This window comes from Desulfobacter latus, assembly GCF_013389365.1.
GTDB lineage: Bacteria > Desulfobacterota > Desulfobacteria > Desulfobacterales > Desulfobacteraceae > Desulfobacter > Desulfobacter latus.
This window is the reverse complement of record NZ_JACADJ010000008.1, coordinates 63237-83244: the sequence shown is the minus strand read 5'-3', so window position 1 is coordinate 83244 and position 20008 is coordinate 63237. Positions and strand designations below refer to the sequence as shown.

The 20008-nt window shown below is 47.6% G+C and carries 18 protein-coding genes; 4 read left to right on the top strand and 14 right to left on the bottom strand.

The window, feature by feature from the left end; all coding sequences use genetic code 11:
- Nucleotides 1-2: 2 nt before the first annotated feature.
- The 3 genes from HXW94_RS04225 to ffh all read right to left on the bottom strand — a co-directional run bounded on the left by HXW94_RS04225 (nucleotide 3) and on the right by ffh (nucleotide 1899).
- Nucleotides 3-233, bottom strand: a complete 231-nt coding sequence (locus HXW94_RS04225; protein ID WP_020586850.1) for a KH domain-containing protein — start codon at nucleotides 231-233, stop codon at nucleotides 3-5.
- 69 nt (nucleotides 234-302) lie between these two features.
- A complete protein-coding gene (rpsP, locus tag HXW94_RS04220) occupies nucleotides 303-557 on the bottom strand; it encodes a 30S ribosomal protein S16 (protein WP_178365648.1) in 255 nt (84 codons plus the stop codon).
- A 16-nt stretch (nucleotides 558-573) separates the two neighbouring features.
- Nucleotides 574-1899, bottom strand: coding sequence for a signal recognition particle protein (gene ffh, locus HXW94_RS04215; protein ID WP_178365647.1), 1326 nt, complete (start codon nucleotides 1897-1899; stop codon nucleotides 574-576).
- A gap of 100 nt (nucleotides 1900-1999) precedes the next feature.
- On the opposite strand from ffh, the gene rlmN reads away from it, so the two are divergent.
- Complete coding sequence (gene rlmN / locus HXW94_RS04210) at nucleotides 2000-3040, top strand: dual-specificity RNA methyltransferase RlmN (RefSeq protein WP_178365646.1); 1041 nt, start codon at nucleotides 2000-2002, stop codon at nucleotides 3038-3040.
- Here the strand turns inward: rlmN and HXW94_RS20280 are convergent.
- From HXW94_RS20280 to HXW94_RS04195, 3 genes are all read right to left on the bottom strand, one after another.
- Nucleotides 3018-3296 carry a type II toxin-antitoxin system HicB family antitoxin gene (locus tag HXW94_RS20280; RefSeq protein WP_425484210.1) on the bottom strand — a complete coding sequence of 93 codons (279 nt, stop codon included), beginning with the start codon at nucleotides 3294-3296 and terminating at the stop codon, nucleotides 3018-3020. The genes rlmN and HXW94_RS20280 overlap by 23 nt on opposite strands.
- A 190-nt stretch (nucleotides 3297-3486) precedes the next feature.
- The gene (locus HXW94_RS04200) at nucleotides 3487-4491 is read right to left on the bottom strand and encodes an asparagine synthase-related protein (protein ID WP_178365644.1); all 1005 of its coding nucleotides are present in this window, start codon (nucleotides 4489-4491) and stop codon (nucleotides 3487-3489) included.
- A gap of 14 nt (nucleotides 4492-4505) precedes the next feature.
- The gene (locus HXW94_RS04195; protein WP_178365643.1) at nucleotides 4506-5354 is read right to left on the bottom strand and encodes a cysteine hydrolase family protein; all 849 of its coding nucleotides are present in this window, start codon (nucleotides 5352-5354) and stop codon (nucleotides 4506-4508) included.
- A gap of 329 nt (nucleotides 5355-5683) precedes the next feature.
- Here HXW94_RS04195 and cfa point away from each other — a divergent pair, with 329 nt between their 5' ends.
- Complete coding sequence (cfa, locus tag HXW94_RS04190; RefSeq protein WP_178365642.1) at nucleotides 5684-6820, top strand: cyclopropane fatty acyl phospholipid synthase; 1137 nt, start codon at nucleotides 5684-5686, stop codon at nucleotides 6818-6820.
- A 7-nt stretch (nucleotides 6821-6827) separates the two neighbouring features.
- Here the strand turns inward: cfa and HXW94_RS04185 are convergent, their stop codons facing one another.
- The 8 genes from HXW94_RS04185 to HXW94_RS20080 all read right to left on the bottom strand — a co-directional run bounded on the left by HXW94_RS04185 (nucleotide 6828) and on the right by HXW94_RS20080 (nucleotide 16050).
- Nucleotides 6828-8075, bottom strand: coding sequence for a phenylacetate--CoA ligase family protein (locus HXW94_RS04185; protein ID WP_178365641.1), 1248 nt, complete (start codon nucleotides 8073-8075; stop codon nucleotides 6828-6830).
- A complete protein-coding gene (locus tag HXW94_RS04180; protein ID WP_178365640.1) occupies nucleotides 8075-8821 on the bottom strand; it encodes an ABC transporter ATP-binding protein in 747 nt (248 codons plus the stop codon). Before HXW94_RS04180 ends, HXW94_RS04185 begins: the two co-directional genes overlap by 1 nt.
- A gap of 11 nt (nucleotides 8822-8832) precedes the next feature.
- Nucleotides 8833-9627 (bottom strand): ABC transporter ATP-binding protein, encoded by a 795-nt coding sequence (locus tag HXW94_RS04175; protein ID WP_178365639.1) that lies wholly within the window; start codon nucleotides 9625-9627, stop codon nucleotides 8833-8835.
- The gene (locus tag HXW94_RS04170) at nucleotides 9624-10580 is read right to left on the bottom strand and encodes a branched-chain amino acid ABC transporter permease (RefSeq protein ID WP_178365638.1); all 957 of its coding nucleotides are present in this window, start codon (nucleotides 10578-10580) and stop codon (nucleotides 9624-9626) included. The genes HXW94_RS04175 and HXW94_RS04170 overlap by 4 nt, the downstream gene beginning before the upstream one ends.
- Before the next feature lie 3 nt (nucleotides 10581-10583).
- Nucleotides 10584-11459: a branched-chain amino acid ABC transporter permease gene (locus tag HXW94_RS04165; protein ID WP_178365637.1), complete on the bottom strand. Its 876-nt coding sequence runs from the start codon at nucleotides 11457-11459 to the stop codon at nucleotides 10584-10586.
- Nucleotides 11460-11471: 12 nt separating this feature from the next.
- Nucleotides 11472-12617, bottom strand: coding sequence for an ABC transporter substrate-binding protein (locus HXW94_RS04160; protein ID WP_178365636.1), 1146 nt, complete (start codon nucleotides 12615-12617; stop codon nucleotides 11472-11474).
- A gap of 330 nt (nucleotides 12618-12947) precedes the next feature.
- Nucleotides 12948-13850: a phosphate/phosphite/phosphonate ABC transporter substrate-binding protein gene (locus HXW94_RS04155; protein WP_178365635.1), complete on the bottom strand. Its 903-nt coding sequence runs from the start codon at nucleotides 13848-13850 to the stop codon at nucleotides 12948-12950.
- A gap of 1 nt (nucleotide 13851) precedes the next feature.
- Complete coding sequence (locus tag HXW94_RS20080; RefSeq protein ID WP_178365634.1) at nucleotides 13852-16050, bottom strand: EAL domain-containing protein; 2199 nt, start codon at nucleotides 16048-16050, stop codon at nucleotides 13852-13854.
- A gap of 473 nt (nucleotides 16051-16523) precedes the next feature.
- Between HXW94_RS20080 and HXW94_RS20275 the strand changes: the two genes are divergently transcribed.
- Both HXW94_RS20275 and HXW94_RS04140 read left to right on the top strand, forming a co-directional pair.
- The gene (locus tag HXW94_RS20275) at nucleotides 16524-18788 is read left to right on the top strand and encodes an NADP-dependent malic enzyme (protein ID WP_178365633.1); all 2265 of its coding nucleotides are present in this window, start codon (nucleotides 16524-16526) and stop codon (nucleotides 18786-18788) included.
- Nucleotides 18789-19362: 574 nt separating this feature from the next.
- Nucleotides 19363-20004 carry a succinate dehydrogenase cytochrome b subunit gene (locus HXW94_RS04140; protein WP_178365632.1) on the top strand — a complete coding sequence of 214 codons (642 nt, stop codon included), beginning with the start codon at nucleotides 19363-19365 and terminating at the stop codon, nucleotides 20002-20004.
- The last annotated feature ends 4 nt before the right edge of the window (nucleotides 20005-20008 follow it).

Sequence of the window (20008 nt, the reverse complement as noted above, 5' to 3'; positions counted from 1 at the left end):
AACTACTCGATGATTTCCAGTACCGTGCGTTTTTTCATTTTTGTGGCCGCGGCACTCAGGATTGTTCTCATGGCCCTGGCTGATCTGCCTTGTTTACCGATCACCTTGCCCAGGTCTTCCTTTGCCACCTTGAGTTCAAGCACGGACGTCTGGTCACCTGTCACTTCAGATACCTGAACCTCATCGGGATTGTCTACCAATGCCTTTGCTAGATACTCAATAAGCTCTTTCATAAAACCTCTCTTAATCAATGACATACGGATTCGGCTGCTTTCAAGGCGTTTTAAGCAATTAAGATCCCCTTAAGCAGAAACGCTCTCAGTGCTCTGTTTTTTAAGGATACTTTTTACCGTTGTGGAGGGTTTTGCACCCTGTTCCAGCCAGTACTGCACCCGGTCTTGCTTCAGGGTGATTACAGCAGGATCCTGCATGGGGTCATAGGTACCGACGGCTTCAAGGAACTTGCCGTCCCTGGGGGCCTCAATATCAGCCGCAACGATTCTGTAAAAGGGTTTCTTTTTGGTGCCTTTACGCGTAAGTCTGAGTTTTACTGCCATAGTTTTTGTTGTCTCCTTAAAATGGAAGCATACCACGAAGGTTTTTCATGCCGCCTTTATTAAATTTTTTCATCATTTTCATGGACTGGGTGTAGCTTTTAAGCAGTTTATTCACGTCCTGAACCGATGTTCCCGAACCAAGGGCAATCCTTTTTTTACGGGACGCTTTTATGATTGCATGTTTGGCCCGTTCCTCGGGGGTCATGGAGTTGATAATTGCCTCTATTTTTGTAAATTCCTTATCATTGATGTTCAAATCTTTGAGCATCTTTTTATTCACCCCGGGCAGCATGCCTAAAAGATCTTTTATGGACCCCATATTGCGAACCTGCTGCATCTGGTTCTTAAAATCGTCCAGGGTAAACTGATTTTTTCTAAACTTTTTTTCAAGGTCCTGGGCCTCTTTCCGGTCAACCGCCTCCACTGCCTTTTCAATAAAAGAGAGGGTGTCTCCCATGCCGAGAATCCTGGAAGCCATGCGGTCCGGATGAAAGGGCTCAAGGGCCGTGGTTTTTTCACCCACACCGATGAATTTTAACGGTTTGCCGGTTACTGCTTTAATGGAGAGCGCCGCACCGCCTCTGGCATCACCGTCCATCTTGGTCAGCACAAAGCCTGAAATATCCAGCCGTTTGTCAAATTCACCGGCAATGTTCACCGCATCCTGGCCCGTCATGGCATCTGCCACCAGAAGCGTTTCAGCCGGGTTAATACCCGTTTTAATCGCTTCAAGTTCGGCCATGAGGGCGTCATCCAGGTGCAGCCGTCCTGCGGTGTCAATGAGCAGGGTGTCGCAGCCAAGGTCCCTTGCGGCAAGCTTTGCCTCCTGGCAAATTTTGAGCGGCTTCATGTCGGTTGTGGATGCAAATACCGGCACATCCATCTGTTTGCCCAACTTGGTCAGCTGGTCTATGGCGGCCGGGCGATACACATCCACAGGCACAAGATAGGGCTTTCTGCCGTTTTTGCGCAGAAAATGCGCCAGCTTGCCCGCGGTGGTCGTCTTGCCGGAGCCTTGCAGCCCCACCAGCATGATGGCTGTTGCCCCGGTGGCGGAAAAGTTCAGTTCCTGGTGGGTGGAGCCCATCATTTTTGTAAATTCTTCATTTACAATCTTGATGACCTGCTGACCCGGGGTCAGGCTTTGCATGACCTCCTGCCCAAGGGCTCGGGCCTTTATATCTGAAATGACATTTTTTGCAACCTTATAATTGACATCGGCTTCCAGAAGTGCCAATCTGACCTGTTTTAGGCCGTCTTCGATATTATTTTCGGTAAGGGTTCCGTGTCCTTTCAGTTTTTTGAAAACAGAATCCAGCCGGTCGCTTAAATTGTCAAACATGTGTAAGGTAACCTTTTCTCAGTATCAAATCAAATCATTGAATTTAATAAATAATCGGTGTAATGTCAAGAAAAGAATAAAAAATATGCAGGTGCATTAAATGAAAGATATACTGGATTTTACCCGGCAGGATTTGGGTGATTGGTTTGAAAATAAGGGCATACGGCGTTTCAGGGCTGACCAGGTGTTCAAGTGGCTCTACCTGAAGCTTGCAGGCCGTTTCGACGAGATGACCGATTTGGGTAAGGCGTTGCGGGAAGAATTGGCCGAACATTTTTGCCTGGGAACCCTGGAACTGGTGAACATGGAAACTTCTGTTGATACCACAAAGAAGTTTTTACACCGGTTGACGGACGGGGAGTATGTGGAAAGTGTACTCATACCCGAAAAAGACCATTATACCCTTTGTGTGTCCACCCAGGCCGGATGTGCCATGAACTGCAAGTTCTGCCTGACCGCCAAGACCGGGTTTAAAAGAAACCTGAGCATGGGAGAAATAGTGGGCCAGATCCGGGAGGCCCGCAGGTTTGTGGCCCAACAGGGCATGGAACCCCTGTTTTTGTCCAATATCGTGTTTATGGGCATGGGGGAGCCATTGGCCAATTATGACAATCTGTTGCGCAGCCTTGGTGTGATTTTTGATACAGATTTCGGGATGAAGTTTTCCCGTCGAAAGGTAACGGTTTCCACCTCCGGCATTGCGCCTAAAATCATTCAGCTGGGCCTTGATACCGAAGTTAACCTTGCCGTGTCGCTTAATGCCACGGACAATGAACTGCGCTCAAGTTTGATGCCGGTTAACCGCACCTGGCCCATTGAGGTATTGCTTGCGGCCTGTAAAAAATTTAACATGAAACCCAGGAATAAAATTACCTTTGAGTATATTTTGATGAGCGGGGTCAACGACAGTGATGCCCACGCCCATGCACTGGTTCGCCTGCTGTCCCCCATTCGTGCAAAAATTAATCTTATTCCATTTAACGAACATGCCCAGGCCCCCTTTAAAAGGCCGTCACAGGATCGGACCAACGCTTTTTTAACCATTCTTTTAGACCGAAACATGACCGCCATTGTGAGGAAAAGCAAAGGAGATGATATTTCCGCGGCCTGCGGGCAGCTCAAAGCGGCCCGGATAGAATAGCGTTCACCACAGCTGATTGGGGGAGCATGCTCTTTTTTTGCCTTTTCCTAACAGTATTTGCAATACCCATATTTTTGATGTGTTGTTCTGCAGAATCCACAAAAAAAGCAGATCTGGAAATCCCTTTGGCTTTTGCAGCTCTGTCAATTCTGACAAGTTTATACTCAGGCACCGTGATATTTACCCTCAGTGTCTTGGGAGCTATGAAGGCAAAATCAATATCAGCAAGGTAGGGCTTGGTCAGATCATCGGCCACAGCGTAGGTTGGGTTGAACGAAGTGAAACCCAACAATTTATCGGCGTTGGGTTTCGTTCCTCAACCCAACCTACCGGAAATTCGTGTGGCTGAAAATATGACCAAGGCCTAAACTCATAGTTCGGTCTTGATAGCGCTCTTGCTCTGAATAACAGGAGCAAGAGCACGATAAAAAAAGGGCTGGGGCGGGTCAGGGCGTTTGTATCAACAGATTATGGAATGCCCCTGATTCCGGTGCGACAACCTCTATCTCTTTGGTTTCCTGTTTTTGAAAAACACTAATAGTAGTTAACGCACCGGCAGGTGCTTTGGTATACCCGGATGTAATCGTTGCTGCCAGGTGCAGGACGGTCTCATCGGTCTGTCCGAAAACCAGGGCGTCGGGGCCGGGCAGGTGGGTACAGCGAAGCCGGATGTGGGTTTGGGGGTCGTAGAGATCCATGATCCGTTTGTTTTCTGCCTGATTTCTTCCCACCACAAGCTTGGATCTGCTGTCCAGGCGGAAGTGCCGGCCGTATTTGAGTAGATGCAGCTGGGTTTTACTTTGCGTTTTCTGGACATATAAAAGATCTCTTAACCGCTGGGAATACCCTTTGTTCGTGAGCAGGCATCCGCCGGCAGGTGATGGGTATGCCGTGATACCGTACTTTTCTGCCAGGGCGGCCTGGGCTTTCCTGCTCCGGCCGCTGATGGACAGGAGGCCACGCCTGTCCACAAGACCCTTTTGCTCGGCAATGGTTTCGGGCAGCAGCCCAGCGCTTAACGGACGGAGAATCAGACCCTCAAAACCGCAATTTTTTTCTACATAGCGCAGGGAATTTTTTGTCTGGGATTTTGGCCGCTGCCCCACCACCTCGCCTGAAAACAAAAAATCCGCCCCTATTTCCGCCATCATGGCGCCTGCCTCGGCAAACATCAGTGCATGGCAGTCCATGCAGGGGTTCATGTTTTTGCCGAAACCTGCTTTGGGCGCTTTCATCATTTCCATAAAGGCCTCTGTGATATCTTTTACAATCAAGGGGATGCCGGTCTGTTTCGAGGCTTTTTTTGCGGCTTCGGCATCGAAAAAGGGCGTTTCAAAACTGATCCAGGTCACATCAATGTCCTGATCCTTGAGGATAAGGGCCGCCAGTATGCTGTCAAGTCCGCCCGAGCTGAGGCCCAGGGCTTTGACCTGTCTTGTGGTTTTAAGCATAAGAGCCGTTAACCTCACTCCTTTCGCCCGTCGGGATGGCGTGTGCCTTTGACAGCACCTGGTTCTCCCGTTACAAAATCGTTTTTCATGTAATTGACTATGTCATCGGTGGACAATACATTAGCGACAGTGCCGCCGGCTACCTTTAGCGCAATCTCCTGATTCTTTGTTGCTGTTGCCACCGCATCACTTGCAATTACGACATCGTAACCGCGCGAACTGCCTGCGTAAGCCGTGCTAAGAATGCATTCATCGGTCCAGAGGCCTGAAATTACAATGGTATCAATGCCGTTGGCCTTTAATTTTTCATCCAGATAAGAATTGCCGTTTTCATCAAAGTTCCAAAACATATCCAGATGCTTTCCATCATAGAACCAGCCGTCAGACACTTCTTGTGGTGTTGGGGCGATTTCCGATAAGGGCATCATTCCCGGCGCACCTGTAAAAATGTACACCGCATTCTCCGGGTCTTCAGGACGCAGGCCCTTGGGACCATACCATCGATCCATGGCATTACTGATGCCGTCGTCAAAAGTACGGGTCCAGGCACTCCACATAATGCATACGCCGTCGTTTGCTGATTGAGCGCTACGAAATACATCTACAAGTTTGATCAGATTGGGAAGAATTCCACCTGCATAGGGCCGATACTCTTCCTGGCAGTCATCAAGAAGCAGGGCGATCCTGCGAGGCCGATCCGCCAGGTTCCAGGCACTCCAGAAGCTTAGGGGCAGTCCATTTGGGCCACCCGGGGTTCTTTGGTAATTATCCATGGGCTCCATTGCCAGATCCATATCGCGGTGTTTGCGTGGCTCGCTTAGAGCCTCTTTAAGTGTTAGAACCTTGCTATTGTTCTTTCTCATTAAGCCCCCTCTTTCAAATTTTATAAATCCGCAGGCAACTGTCGCATGGGTCGGCAACAAGCGTTACATCACCGACGGGTTTTTAATTTTTCTTTAATTTTATTTTTTTATGGCCAACACGTTATAACCAGAATAAAAATTAGGCCTGATAATCCTTTTTGGCCGTTGAAATTGTTTTTCCCTTATGACAAAATAAGATACCATTAATTGGGAAGACTTGGAAGTTGATCTGTAAAAATCGTATTTTTAGCTTTTTTTATCTTGAATTTCGGTAAGTTTCTTTTTTTATATATAAATATTGAGAACGAGTCTGAAAAGGAAGGTGAAACATGAAAGGAGAAAAAGCAAAACAGGTTATAAAAAATATTCTAAGCCCGTTGGATATCCGGATCAACGGAGACCGTCCATGGGACATTCAAATCAATAATCCGCAATTTTATCAACGGGTGATGTCCGGTGGTTCCCTGGCTTTGGGGGAAAGCTACATGGACGGCTGGTGGGACTGCAACGCCCTGGACGAATTTTTCAAACGGCTCCTGGAATCCCGGATAGATAAAAAAAATAAATCTGTGAAACCGGCAATTCTCTGGGAGGTATTTAAAGCCAGGGTTATGAACCTTCAACGGGGAGCCCGGGCGTTTATCATCGGCCGGCGGCATTATGATACCGGCAACAGGCTTTTTAAACTTATGCTGGATCAGGGCCTGAACTATTCGTGCGGATACTGGCATAATGCCTGCGACCTGGATGAGGCCCAAATCAGGAAATTGGATCTGATCTGCCGTAAAATAGGGCTGGAACAGGGTATGACCGTGCTGGATATCGGATGTGGATGGGGCGGATTTGCAAAATATGCCGCTGAAACCTATGGGGTTAAAGTAAAGGGGATTACCGTTTCAAAGGAACAAGCCGGATATGCCGGGGAACAGAGCAAAGGCCTTGATGTAACCATCGAACTGGCAGATTACCATGACTTAAATGAACGATTCGACCGGATTGTTTCCATCGGCATGTTTGAACATGTGGGATGGAAAAATTACAGAAGCTTTATGGACGTTGTCCATCGATGCCTTAAAGATGACGGGATGTTCCTGCTGCATACCATTGCCGGAAACACCCCGGCCAAAGCTACGGATCCATGGATCGGTACTTATATTTTCCCCAATTCCATGCTGCCGTCCGCCAGTCAGATTTTCCGGGCAGCCGAAGGGTTGTTCATATTGGAAGACCTGCACAGCCTGGGACGGTATTATGACCAAACCCTTATGGCCTGGTATGACAATTTTACCCGGAACTGGGACCGGCTCAAAGACGAGTATGATATGCGCTTTTTCCGCATGTGGCGCTATTATCTGTTGTCCTGTGCTGCCAGTTTCAGATCCAGGAGAAACCAATTGTTGCAGATTGTCTTTTCCAAACAGGGCATTGATCAAGTGTTTCGCAGTGAAGGGGAGCTGTTTATTTAAACAGGGCCTAAACCCGTTGCTGCGTCAGGCGAATTTCCACTTTGATGCCGTTTTGTTCAGTCAGGGTCTCTTCGGCGTATGCGATCAGTTGCTGCAGATTTTTGATTTCATCGGAAAACAAGTCGTCGTCCATGGTCAGGGATATCAATAGTATGTCTGCACCGGACCGGCAGGCTTTTTTAATGGTACAGCTGATGGCAGGCAGTTGTAATGCGCGTTTAAGGTTTTCCCTGATCTGGGCCTGGGATACCCGGATGCCTGAGACGAGCATGTAATTGTCAGCCTGTTCAGCCAGCCATTGTATCCGGGTCGAGGTTTCACCGCAGGGACACGCCTGGGGCAGAAATTTTGCCATATCACCCGTACGAAAGCGGATCAGCGGGAATGCCCGTGTTGAAAGGGTGGTCAGGACCAGTTCGCCTTTTTCTCCTGTCGGAACAGGCCGGCCGCTGGCCGGGTCGATGATTTCGGACAGGATATAATCATCATTCATATGCAGCCCGTCATGATACCGGCATTCATGGGCAATGGCAGGTCCGGGGATTTCGCTTAAACCGTAATTGAGCCGGACATCCACATGGAGACTGTCCCCAAGTTCGGAAATTGTGCGCCCGTCATCCGGCTCTCCCACAAGGATGATTTGTTTCAGATTCAGTTCGTTGGGATGGCACTCCCGTTCAAACATGTGGGCTGTCAGATGCCGGGCAAAGGCCGGGGTGGTTACAAGGGTGGTTACCTTGTAGTCCCTGAGTACCATCAGGGTTTTGGCCACGGACAGGGGAGCGTTGGGAATTACGCCGGCGCCCAGGGCCTCGCCCCCGTCTTTGTAATCCCTGGCCCAATTGGCAAGACCCGGCGGCAAGTGGATCAGGATGATATCCCTGTCCGTCACATTGGCCGCGGCATAGGCTTTAGCAACCATTTTTTTCCAGATCACCAGATCCGTCTTTGTATATCCGCTGATGGAGGGGCTGGCACCGGATCCCGGCGCGGTGTGGATACGCACAATATCCCGCAGGGGAACGGCAAAAAGTCCGTAGGGGTAGTGGGTGGCCAGGTGGCTTCTGTCCATGAAGGGCAGGTTTTCAATGTCTTCAAGTCCGGTAATATCTGAGAGACCTGCTTCCTGGATGCGGTTGCGATGGAAGGGGACGTTTTTGCAGGCCCGGTTCAATGTGGCCTGCAGCCGTTCAAGCTGTTGCTGGGCCTTGTCGGTACCATTCATATCTGCGGTCATATTTATCTGTTCGGACATTATTGATTCCTTTCGTCCAGAAAGTCGCCATAATCCTTGCCCAGGTAGGCGCGCTTGACATCATCATCCACCAAAAGTTCGTCTGCACTGCCCTGGAGTACCATTTTACCTGTTTCAAGCACATAGCCCCGGTCGGAAATTTTCAACGCGGCCCTGGCATTCTGCTCCACCAGGAGAATGGTCACGCCGCTGTGTGACAGATCCTGGATCGTGGAAAAGATCATCTCCACAATCTTGGGGGCAAGGCCCATGGAGGGTTCGTCCAGCACCAGCAGGGCAGGGCGGGCCATCAACGCCCTGCCAATGGCAAGCATCTGCTGCTCGCCGCCGGACAGGGTACCGGCCAGTTGCGCCGAGCGTTCCTTTAAAATGGGAAACATCTGCATCACCATATCAAGATCTTCGGCCACACGGTGTTTCCCATCTTTTTTGAACCGGGTATAGGCCCCCATTTTAAGGTTGTCCATAACGCTCAGGGGTGAAAATATCTGCCGGCCTTCGGGAACCATGCTGATACCCTGCCTGACAATGGCCGGGGCGGACATGCCTTTAAGGGCACGGCCTTTAAATTCAATGTCCCCGGACCAGTTTTTTAACAGGCCGCACACGGCGCCTAAAAGGGTGCTTTTGCCTGCCCCGTTGGCACCAATGATGGAGATCAGCTCGCCCTGCCTCACCGAAAGGCTTACGGTGTGAACCACGGCAATATTTCCGTAACAGCATCTTAAGTTTTTAATTTTCAGCATAATAACGTGTTTTATCCGTTGCCCAGGTAGGCTGACATCACCGCCTCATTGCGCTGGATCTGTCGGGGCGTGCCTTCAGCCAGTTTTTTCCCCTGGTCCAGAACAACCACCTTGTCAGACATCTCCATAACCAGGCTCATGTCATGTTCCACCAGCATCATGGTGATTCCGGATTGTTTGATTTTTTGGATCAGCTTACCCAGGGCGTGGGTTTCAACCGGGTTCAACCCGGCTGCCGGTTCGTCAAGCAGCAGGAGAAGGGGTTCAGAAGCCAGAGCCCGGGCGATCTGTGCGGTTTTCTGCCGTCCGGCCGGCAGATCGCCTGCCATTTTATGGGCATCGGCACAAAGACCTGTGAATTCGAGCAGCTCTTCCGCCCGCCGGCGGGACTGCCGCTCTTCTCGTTTCATCGCCGGAATCCGGGTGACAGCCGCCCAGAACCCTGCTTGGGTACGCACATGCATACCGACCAAGATGTTTTCCAGCAAGGTCATGGATGAAAAGAGCTCCACATGCTGGAAGGTTCTGGCAATGCCTGCTTTCACCAGTCTGTGAGCAGGTGTTTTTCTGATATCCTTTCCATTGAAGGCCACCTTGCCGGCATCGGGCTGGTAAATACCGGTAATCATATTGAACAGCGTGGTTTTTCCGGCCCCGTTGGGACCGATCAGGCCGCATACAATCCCTTTTTCAATGGAAAAACTGATTTGGTCCTGGGCCTTGACCCCGCCGAACATCTTGGTCAGGTTCTGCACGTCAAGAATTTGTTTGGCCGGGATTCCAGGCGTTGGTTCTGACTGTGTCATGTCCTGGCCCTCCCGGCTGTCCGGATCATATCCATGATTCCCCGGGTCAGCCCCTGGGGCATGAATATCATGACAACCATTAAAACAGTTCCGAAAATGATCATTTCATATTCGGCAAACCCGTGGAGTACTTCGGGCAGAAGCGTTAACACGGTGGCGCCGAGCAGCGCCCCCCAGACGCTTGCCATGCCGCCGATCACCACCATGGTGACTATTTTTATGGAAAACATGAACCCAAACGACTCAGGGCTGATAAAAAGGACAAAATGGGCGTATAAAAACCCTGCAACTGCGCCCAGGGCCGCTGCAAATATAAATATTTCAAGTTTGAGCAAGTGGGTGTTGATACCAATGGCAACGGCGGTTTTTTCTCCGTCATGGATGGCCCGAAGCGCACGGCCGGTGCGGGAGGCAAGCAGTCTGCGGCAAACGATCATGGCGGCAAATACAATACCCCAGACAAGGAAATAGTAATTGGCCCCGGACATGAAAATCAGAGGGCCTGCCTCCAGCACGGGGATCCCCACGAATCCCGACGCCCCGCCGGTCACGGCGGCCCACTCCCGGATCACAATGTTGACAATCATGCCGAACCCGAGCGTACCCATGGCAAGGTAATAGCCGGAGAGCCTCAGGGTGGGAAGCCCCACAATGAATGCAATGAATACGGCGGCAGCTACGGCGCACACAAGCGACAGCCAGGGGTTTATGCCGTATGTGCCGGACAGGATGGCCGTGGTGTAGGCCCCAATGCCGTAAAAGGCGGCATGGCCTAAAGAGACTTGGCCGGTATACCCCATGAGCATGTTAAGACCTAATCCCAGAAGGGTGTTGATGCCGATAAAGGTCATGATCTGAAGATAATAGGTGTTTTCCGTGACAAATCCAAATGCCGACACCGCACAGAGAAAGACCAGGTATTCAATCCGGATATAGTTATTTTTAATTGCCATTATTTAAAACCGTTTGGCCTCTTTGGCCGCAAACAGTCCGCCCGGCCGGATGTAAAGAATCAGGAGCAGGAGTACAAAAGCAATGGCATCCTTCAGGCCCGAGGAGATAAGGCCCGCGCCCAGGGATTCCAGAATGCCCAGAAGCAGTCCGCCGGCAAAGGCTCCCCACAGACTGCCGAGCCCACCGATCATGGCGGCACAGAATCCTTTAAGCCCAAGGATGGTGCCCATGTCATAGGCACTCATGGTAATGGGGGCAATGAAGATTCCTGCCACCGCCCCGCAGCCTGTGCTGATGCCAAAGGCCAGAATCCCCATCTTTTCGGACGGGATACCCGACAGCCAGGCCGCCTTTTTGTTGACGGCACAGGCCACCATGGCCTTACCGGTGAGCGTCTGTTTCAGGAACAGATGAATGCCGCCTGCAAGTACCAGGGCGGCGCTAACGATCCAGATACTCTGGGGCAAAAGGGCGGCACCAAAGATTTCAATGGATTCATGGCTGGAAAAGGCGGGCATGCTGAAGGGATCTTTTCCCCAGATAATCATGGCCGCGCCTTTCAGGAAAATGCCTGCCCCCACCGTAATAATAATCAGGGTAATCGGCTCAGGATTCCTGGCCGTGCGAATGGCAAATCGCTCAAACACGAGTCCTGACACACACCCGGCTCCCACGGCACCTGCCATGGCCAGGGGCAGCGGAAGCCCTATGCGCACCCACAGCGTCACCATGACCAGGGCGCCGATCATGACAAATTCCCCGTGGGCAAAGTTGATCAATTCGGTGGAGCTGTACAGCATGGACAGCCCCACGGCGATCACGGCATATACGGCGCCGGTGGTAATACCTGAAAACAGATATTGGACAATTTCCTGCATGAAGACCTCTTGCTATTTTAATAATGTCCAGGTGCCGTCTTTAATTTCAACCATGACAAAGGCATCCGGAGAAAGACCATTATGGTCCTGGGGGGTGAAGTTGAATTCTCCGGTGGCACCCACATAGCCTTTGGTGGCTTCCAGGTTGTCCCGGATTTTTTCTTTGTCGCCGTTGCTGTCTTTTAATGCACCGGCCAGAAGGTTCACGGCATCATAAGCATACCCGCCGAATCCGGATACGTTTCCGGAAAATTTATTTTCATAAGCGTTCTGATAATCTTCAAGTACTTTTTTCTGAGGGTCGGAATCATCCAGAAGGCTGGTCACAAGAATTTTGCCGGTGGGCAGGATATTGCCGTTGGCTGCATCCCCGGCCAGCTCAATAAATTTGGGCGACCCGACTCCGTGACTCTGGTACAATGGGATGTCGATTTTAAGCTGTTTTGCATTTTTTGCCACCACGGCAGGCCCTGGATTGGTGCCCCAGCATACAATGGCGTCCGGGCCGGCGGCCTTGATTTTAGCCAGCTGGGTCGTGGTGTCGGTATCTTTGGCACCAAAGCTTTCATTTAATACCACCTGGATGCCGAATTTTTCCGCCTGGTCCAAAAGTTGTTTTTTTCCGCTTTCACCATAGGCGTTAGACACCGTAAGAATGCCGATTTTTTTAATGCCGGCGGCTTTCATCTGCTGGTATACGGCTGCCACGGCCAGTAAATCACTCTGGGCGGTTTTGAAGACCCAGGGATCCACCGGCGTGGTGATCTTGATACCTGCGGCACAGCTGATCAACGGCACGTTGGCCCGCTTGGTGAAATTAACAACGGCAAGGGTGGTCGGGGTGGTTGAGGGCCCGATAATGGCGATGACCTTGTCCTTGTGGATCAGCTTGTTTACGGCGGAGACGGCTTTGGCGGGATCTCCTTCGGAATCATAAATCACCGCCTCAAGCATATGACCGTCAATGCCGCCGGCTGCGTTGATCCGTTCAACCATCATTTCCATGGTTTTCTTTTCAGGATCTCCCAGAAATGAGGCCCTTCCGGTAACCGAGAAAATGCCGCCGATTTTATAAACGTTTGCCGCCATGCCCCCTGATACCGGAAGTATCCACAGGATAGTGACAAGTATTGCAACTACAAGGTTTTTTTGTTTCATGGTAAATCTTCCTTTAGTAAATGGTGGTTGCTGAATTTAGATAGACCTAATCAAGCGAACCTTTGGTGTCAAGCATTTTTACCGGGCTGTTTTTTAAGAAGATTTTCATTTAATCGGTGCTGGGTTTAAAATACCTGGGTTTGTATTGCCGTAACATCTGTTTTGATCGAAAAGTTAGTAAAATTGAACAATTTGCCTAAGATAAAAAAATGCGTTTTGGATCATGTGGATTGCTTAGAAAACCATACTCCCTTTTGATATATCCGGGACGCCCGCATCCCTTAGGGCCATGAAAATGTTAAAATCCACAAAAAGGGCGTGGGTATACAATTATTTTTTCCGGCTCTGTATGGAAATAATTTCATGAATTGCGTTATAGTCTTCATCAGAAACGGCTACAATACCGGCCATATTCATATTTTGAAGCATAGATTCAAGGCTGGATGACGGTGAAAACATGATCCGTTTTATCTGATTTTTTACGGAATTGTCCACACCGCTGCTGAATACAAAAGGATCGCGATGGATAGGGTCTGATTGCCACAGGATTTTTACCTGGTTGGAATATAGTATCTGTTTGTTAATCGCCTCGTCGATACGGGCAGAAGAGACAAAGGCCGCATGGACCTGTTCACGCAGGACTGATCTGATGGAACGGTCATGGGAACCTGTATAAATAATCGTCCCGAAGTAGTCTTTTAAAGATTTTCCGATATGCTTTGAAAATGCCATATTCGGTATAACAGAACCGGATGTACTTGCCGGATCTGTTAAAGCGATTTTTTTGCGCCGGACATCCTTAACCGATTCAAATCCGTTTTTTTTTAAACTAAATAAAACCGAATAATAATAGCTTCCTTTGGGCGTAATGGCGCCTTTTTTTCGGGCAAAGGACGCAAAGGCTTCTATCCCATTATCCCTTGCCTTTGCCTTGGCATAGGATGCCGGGCCCAGGATGGCGAAATCTATGGTTTTAGAAAGGATTCCTTCAATAACGGCAGTATAGGACTGGGAGCGAATAATTTTAATGGATTTTTGCAGATCTTTTTCTAAAAGATCAATTAAAGGGCGTAATTCCCTGATCTGCTGATCAAAATTTTTTTTGGGAACCACTGAAAAATAAAGCACTTTGGACGGGTAGGCTGTGGCGGCGGGGTGTTCAGAGGCAAAAGAAGACAAAGGTAAAAAGGTGTAGATCAATACGATCAAGTATCTGATGCCGTACGTTTTCATTTTATAGCCTCCTTATGGGTGAAATAATGAATTTTTGGATTTTCTTTTCAGGGACCGGACGACTGAAAAGATATCCCTGAACCTGTTCGCAGCCGGCTAACCTGAGGCTGATCAACTGATCATTGGTTTCAACGCCTTCGGCGACAACGGTCAGGTTTAATTTTTTGGCCAGAATAATAGTTGAAGAAACAATTGGATTTTCATGGTAACTATTCCGGATCTCCTTGACAAAGCTTCGGTCAATTTTGAGGGCATTTACAGGAAGATATCGGATATGATCTAAGCTGGAAAATCCTGTACCGAAATCATCCAGGTATATTTTTACGCCCCGGTCAAATAATGCTTGAAGATTACGGATCACAATCTCCCGATCATCAATAAAAGCATTTTCGGTCACTTCAATTTCAATGAAGTCAAGTGGTATATCATACTGTTTAAGAATTGTTAGAAACCGGTCGGCAAAGGTTTCGGTTTTGAGTTCAAGGGGGGAAACATTGACGGCAACAGGCACAAGATCCATTCCCAACGTACGCCAACTGTCCAACTGCCGACAAACCGACGTTATGACCCAGGCCCCAAGATCCACGATCAGTCTTGTTTCTTGTGCGATTTCAATGAAATCCAAAGGAAAAATCAATCCATGGTCAGGATGCTGCCAGCGGATCAGGGATTCTAACCCGACCACCCGGTAGTCCTGCAACCGTATTTTAGGCTGATAATGGAGAATAAATTCCCCGTCCGTGATGGCCGAAGGCATTCGCTGTTCAATTGCGAACTTTTCAACGGATGTGGTATTCAGGCTTTGATCAAAAAACCTGTGCTGCCCCCGGCCTGATTTTTTGGCTTTATACATTGCCGCATCGGCGTTGAGCAAAAGCGTGTCAATGTCTTCCCCATCCCTGGGGTAAACGGCTATACCAACACTCGGGCTGGTAATGACCCGATGTCCGTCCAGGTCTGTACAGGGTTTTGAAAGGGATACCGTGATGTTTTCCACCACCGTGGAAATATCCTGTTCTTTGCCCATCTCCGTGAGCATTATAACAAATTCATCCCCACCAAATCTTGAAACGATGTCTGATTTCCGCGTGCAGGCCTTGAGGCGCATCCCCACCTCTTTCAACAGTAGATCCCCAATATGGTGACCAAGGGTATCATTGATCTTTTTAAACCGGTCAAGGTCGATAAACAGTACGGCATAACAAAATTTATTGCGTTTTGCCTGGAGCAGGTTTTTTTCGGCCAGGGAGATAAATAGATTTCTGTTATAAAGTTCGGTTAATGGATCATAAGAGGCGGCTTTGGTTGATGCTTTATGCTCTTTTTCCAGCTTTTGTATCAATTCCTGGTTTTTTTGATTGGAAAGGTGTAACGCATCCATATATTTTTGTTTTCGATTTATCATTTTAAACAGGAGCGCAATGCCGGAAAGGCCAAGTAAGGTTAAAATCATCAAAATACAGAACAATCGGTTCTTATAATGGTTAAAGTCTGAAAAAAATTCTTTTTGGCCAATACTGACAGTAATGATAAATGGATAATCATGGACATGTCGATACGTCAGGTAGCAATTGCCAAAATCAGGATGTCGGTAAATGCCAAAACCAAAATCCCTGGTTATTGATCCTGCCAACATGTTTTTTACCGGTGACGTGCCTAATACAAGCCCTCCTATTTCAAACCGGGCAAGTTCTTTTTCCTCTTTAAATTGAATGGTTATCGTTCCGGTTTTTCCAATATCAATATCTTGTAACAGATTTAAAATATAACCAAAATCCAATTCAAGCAGCATGGCGCCTTTTATTGCCGCACCTATTCTAATAGGAAACAGAACCGGTACCTGCCAGAGAATATTGCCCGGCGCCGTATCCCGGTCCAGAAGTACCGGCCGGCCTGTGGTTAACATTTTTTCAATTCGTTTTTTTATTTGATCCGGCGTCGTTACATTGCCCGGCGATGATTCATAAAAAGATTTACCGGATAGCTCATAGAGAGCGATTCGAGTTAACGTGCGTTCACCATAAAGAAATCCTGTGATATCTTTAGAGGGCTGCTTTGTTTCATCAAACCATTTTGATGCAAAAAGTTCGATTGTCTGACGTTGTTCCAGAATCTGGAATAGATTTTCACCCAGCACACTGACCAGGTTTTTCTGTTCTCGCTTAAGACCGTTTAGAAGTTCTTTTTTGTTTTTTTCCACCTGAAATAAAAATAAACCCCAGGCCAGCATAATCAGAACCGCACCAAAAGTGATAATTCCCTTTTGGCTCTTGTCGCGTTTTGGGGTCCTATTTTTGTGGTTATTCATAATATATTGAAATTATTGGTAATAAACCCAAAACCACAGATTGTAAGCCCTCGCCTTATTTTAAATAAATTCAAATGGTTGGATCAAATACGCATTTAAAAGACCCTGAAACACGACATGAGCCTAATTTTTTTGTAATAACAACAAGTTTATCCAATATTCAATTGTTCCAGGGTAATCTAATATGATTCTAATAAGTTGTACAGGTTCGCGATCTAAGTCATCAGCCCAAACAGTGTTTGTTTCTTGACAAAATTTAGATAATAAAGCTATTTATGACGTTAAGTAAAGAAATTTTATGATGTGAAAGTCTTTATGCCCTTAGAATCCCTTTGTCTACCTGATCATAATTAAAGGAAGAAATAATGTCAAAATTTACTGATGCTCTGGAATACCACCGGAGTGGCCGTAAAGGTAAAATCGAGGTCATTACGACCAAGCCATGTGCAACAAGCAGGGACCTGTCTCTTGCCTACAGCCCAGGCGTGGCCAAACCCTGTTTGGAAATTAAAAAAGAACCGGGAGCAGCCTATGAGTATACAGCCAAGGGAAATCTTGTTGCCGTTGTTTCCAACGGGACGGCGGTACTCGGTCTTGGAAATATCGGCGCGCTTGCCGGTAAGCCGGTTATGGAGGGAAAAGGGGTTTTGTTTAAGAGTTTTGCCGATATTGATGTGTTTGATATTGAATTGAACACCAATGATCCGGATGAATTGGTCCGTGCAGTACAGCTGCTTGAGCCGACCTTTGGCGGTATCAATCTGGAAGATATCAAAGGGCCGGAATGTTTTTATATTGAAGAAGCGTTGCAAAAAACCATGAACATCCCGGTGTTCCATGATGACCAGCATGGAACCGCGATTATTGCCGCTGCCGGCATGCTTAATGCCCTTGAACTCGTCGGAAAAAAGATTGAAGACGTCAAAATTGTTTTTAACGGGGCCGGTGCCGCTGGTATTGCCTGCGCCAACCTTCTCCTCTCCATGGGGATTAATAAAAACAACCTTATTCTTTGCGACTCTAAAGGTGTTATATATAAAGGCCGTACAGCGGGTATGAACGCGTACAAAGAGCGCTTGGCGTTGGAAACGGATGCCCGTACCCTTGAAGATGCGATAAAAGGTACGGATATCTTTTTCGGGGTTTCAGTTAAAGGGGCGCTTACCGCCGACATGCTGCGCACCATGGCCAAAGACCCCATTGTTTTTGCCATGGCCAATCCTGATCCGGAGATCACGCCGGATGACGCAAAATCGGTGCGTGGTGATGTTATCATCGGCACCGGTCGCTCTGACTATAATAACCAGGTAAACAATGTCCTGTGTTTCCCGTTTCTTTTTCGAGGTGCTTTGGACACCCATGCCAGTGCCATTAATGAAGAGATGAAGCGGGCCGCCGTCCATGCCCTTGCCCAGCTGGCAAAAGAAGATGTTCCGGATTCCGTACGCCGGGCCTACTGCAACGATGAAATTAAATTCGGACGGGAATATCTTCTTCCCAAACCTTTTGATCCACGGGTTTTATTGCGCATGGCACCCGCCGTTGCACAGGCCGCCATGGATTCCGGTGTCGCCCGCAAACCCATCCTGGACATGGCGAAATATGTTGAACATCTGGAAGCACTGCAGGGGCGCTCAAAAGAGATCATGCGTACCATGATCAACAAAGCAAAAGCAGCGCCTAAACGGGTGGTATTTCCGGAAGGTAAAGAAGATAAAGTTTTACGTTCAGTACAAGTGCTGCTGGACGAAAAGATTGCTATCCCGATTCTTATTGGTGACGATAAAGTCATTCGCGAAAAAGCCGAATCCCTTAATATTGATCTGCGCGCCACGGAAATCATCAACCCCCGCAAAAGTGAAAAACTCGACACATATACGGAAATACTTTTTACCAAACGTCAACGCAAGGGCATGACACGTTATGATGCCCGCCGCCGTTTGCAGAAAGATGGGAACTATTTTGGCGCGATCATGGTAGACCAAGGCGATGCGGATGCCCTGCTTTCCGGTATTAATGCCCATTATCCTGATGTTATCCTGCCGGCTATGGAAGTGATCGGCAAAAAAGAGGGTTTGTCCAAAGTGCATGGTTTGTACATGATGGTGTTCAAAAAAAAGGTGATATTCTGCGCCGATACGACCGTGACCATTGAACCGACGGCGGAAGAACTGGCTGAAACCGCCATTCTGGCAGCAGAACAGGCACAGCATTTTGATATCACCCCACGCGTTGCCATGCTCTCCTTTTCCAACTTCGGCAGCGCCCAGCATCCATTACCCCTGAAAGTGAAAAAAGCAACTGAACTGGTCAAGGAATGGGCCCCGGCGCTGACGGTAGATGGGGAAATCCAGGCAAACGTTGCTTTAGACCCGGAAATTGTTAAAAATCAATACCCCTTTTCCAAACTTAAAGGCGATGCAAATATTTTTATTTTTCCGGATCTGCAATCGGGTAATATCAGCTATAAGATGCTGGCTAAATTGGGAGACGCCGTCGCTGTCGGCCCCATTCTCATGGGTATGAAAAAACCCATCCATGTGCTGCAGCGAGCAGATGATGTCTCGGACATTGTCAATATGGCGGCAGTGGCCGTCAATGAAGCCCAGATGAACGAATTAGTGTATTAATTACTTTGACTCGACTATCAAGTTTTTAGGGAATTTGCTCAAATTCAAGGCGGAAACAATTTTTAACCGGAGGAATATACAATATATTTTGAGGATTAAACATTTTTTCCAACGCCGAAGTTGGGCAAATTAACAAAAACTGGATCATCGAGTTTGAGATTTCCATGGCCTTAAGATCAGTAAATACGGTATTAGAATAGTATTAGAAAAACGCATTAAAAACAGCGTGTTGAAAGCGTAAAAGCAAAGTTGAAGTCTTTGAAAATATTAGCAAAATCATAGAGGGATAAATTGAAAATTTTATATTGACAATTTTATATGTATTGTTTATACATTTTAAGCTTAGATAGTTCGTATGCATTCGACAGGGCTTGGTTTTTGATTGGCATTGCAATGGGTATATATGATTAACAATATTAAACAAAAAAGGAGGGATAAAAGGAGGATTTAAAAAAATTTGGCACTTTTTCGCTGAATACGATTTAGTATTTAATTTTATTAAAATTTAAGGCAATAATACATAAATTATATTTTTAAGTTATGTATATATGCCGAATTTAGAAAGGATTAAATTATGAACTGGCTGGTACGAACTTTTAGCTGCTCTATAGCCAAGAAGCAGTTTATGGCAGTAACCGGTCTCGCTTTCTGCCTCTTTCTGACAACTCACCTCATCGGAAACCTGTTTGTTTATGGCGGAAAAGATGCTTTTAATGCTTATGTTGAGCATCTTCATGCACTTGGGGTCCTTATCCACATCGCAGAAGCGGGTTTGATTATTTTTGCCCTGATTCACATCGGTACGGCACTTATTCTCTATTTTCAAAACCTTGCCGCAAGACCTGTTAAATATAAAAAGAAAAGTAATGCCGGCGGCCGGACATTGGCATCGGCAACTATGCCCTATACAGGTCTTTTTATATTGGTTTTTATAGTAGTTCATCTTGTTTCTATGAAATTTGCCGACCATTCCACCTTAACTACCTTTGATGTCACAGCCGGGGTTTTTGCCAAACCTGCGTATCTTGCGTTTTATATCGTATCCATGGTAGTGGTGGCATTTCATGTAAATCACGGCTTTTGGAGTGCTTTCCAGTCCTTTGGCGCCAGTCATCCGAAGTATATGCCTATCGTCAGAGGGTTTGGTATACTTTTCAGTGTGATTGTCGGAGCAGGGTTCGGTTTGATTCCAATCGCTTTTAATATGATATCATAGCTAT

Coding starts and splice junctions, on each gene's coding strand:
- HXW94_RS04160 (WP_178365636.1), bottom strand. CDS start 12,617: ATGAAACAAAAAAACCTTGTAGTTGCAATACTTGTCACTATCCTGTGG.
- HXW94_RS04185 (WP_178365641.1), bottom strand. CDS start 8,075: ATGTCCGAACAGATAAATATGACCGCAGATATGAATGGTACCGACAAG.
- cfa (WP_178365642.1), top strand. CDS start 5,684: ATGAAAGGAGAAAAAGCAAAACAGGTTATAAAAAATATTCTAAGCCCG.
- HXW94_RS04200 (WP_178365644.1), bottom strand. CDS start 4,491: ATGCTTAAAACCACAAGACAGGTCAAAGCCCTGGGCCTCAGCTCGGGC.
- HXW94_RS04195 (WP_178365643.1), bottom strand. CDS start 5,354: ATGAGAAAGAACAATAGCAAGGTTCTAACACTTAAAGAGGCTCTAAGC.
- HXW94_RS04175 (WP_178365639.1), bottom strand. CDS start 9,627: ATGACACAGTCAGAACCAACGCCTGGAATCCCGGCCAAACAAATTCTT.
- rlmN (WP_178365646.1), top strand. CDS start 2,000: ATGAAAGATATACTGGATTTTACCCGGCAGGATTTGGGTGATTGGTTT.
- ffh (WP_178365647.1), bottom strand. CDS start 1,899: ATGTTTGACAATTTAAGCGACCGGCTGGATTCTGTTTTCAAAAAACTG.
- rpsP (WP_178365648.1), bottom strand. CDS start 557: ATGGCAGTAAAACTCAGACTTACGCGTAAAGGCACCAAAAAGAAACCC.
- HXW94_RS04140 (WP_178365632.1), top strand. CDS start 19,363: ATGAACTGGCTGGTACGAACTTTTAGCTGCTCTATAGCCAAGAAGCAG.
- HXW94_RS04225 (WP_020586850.1), bottom strand. CDS start 233: ATGAAAGAGCTTATTGAGTATCTAGCAAAGGCATTGGTAGACAATCCC.
- HXW94_RS04180 (WP_178365640.1), bottom strand. CDS start 8,821: ATGCTGAAAATTAAAAACTTAAGATGCTGTTACGGAAATATTGCCGTG.
- HXW94_RS20275 (WP_178365633.1), top strand. CDS start 16,524: ATGTCAAAATTTACTGATGCTCTGGAATACCACCGGAGTGGCCGTAAA.
- HXW94_RS04170 (WP_178365638.1), bottom strand. CDS start 10,580: ATGGCAATTAAAAATAACTATATCCGGATTGAATACCTGGTCTTTCTC.
- HXW94_RS04155 (WP_178365635.1), bottom strand. CDS start 13,850: ATGAAAACGTACGGCATCAGATACTTGATCGTATTGATCTACACCTTT.
- HXW94_RS04165 (WP_178365637.1), bottom strand. CDS start 11,459: ATGCAGGAAATTGTCCAATATCTGTTTTCAGGTATTACCACCGGCGCC.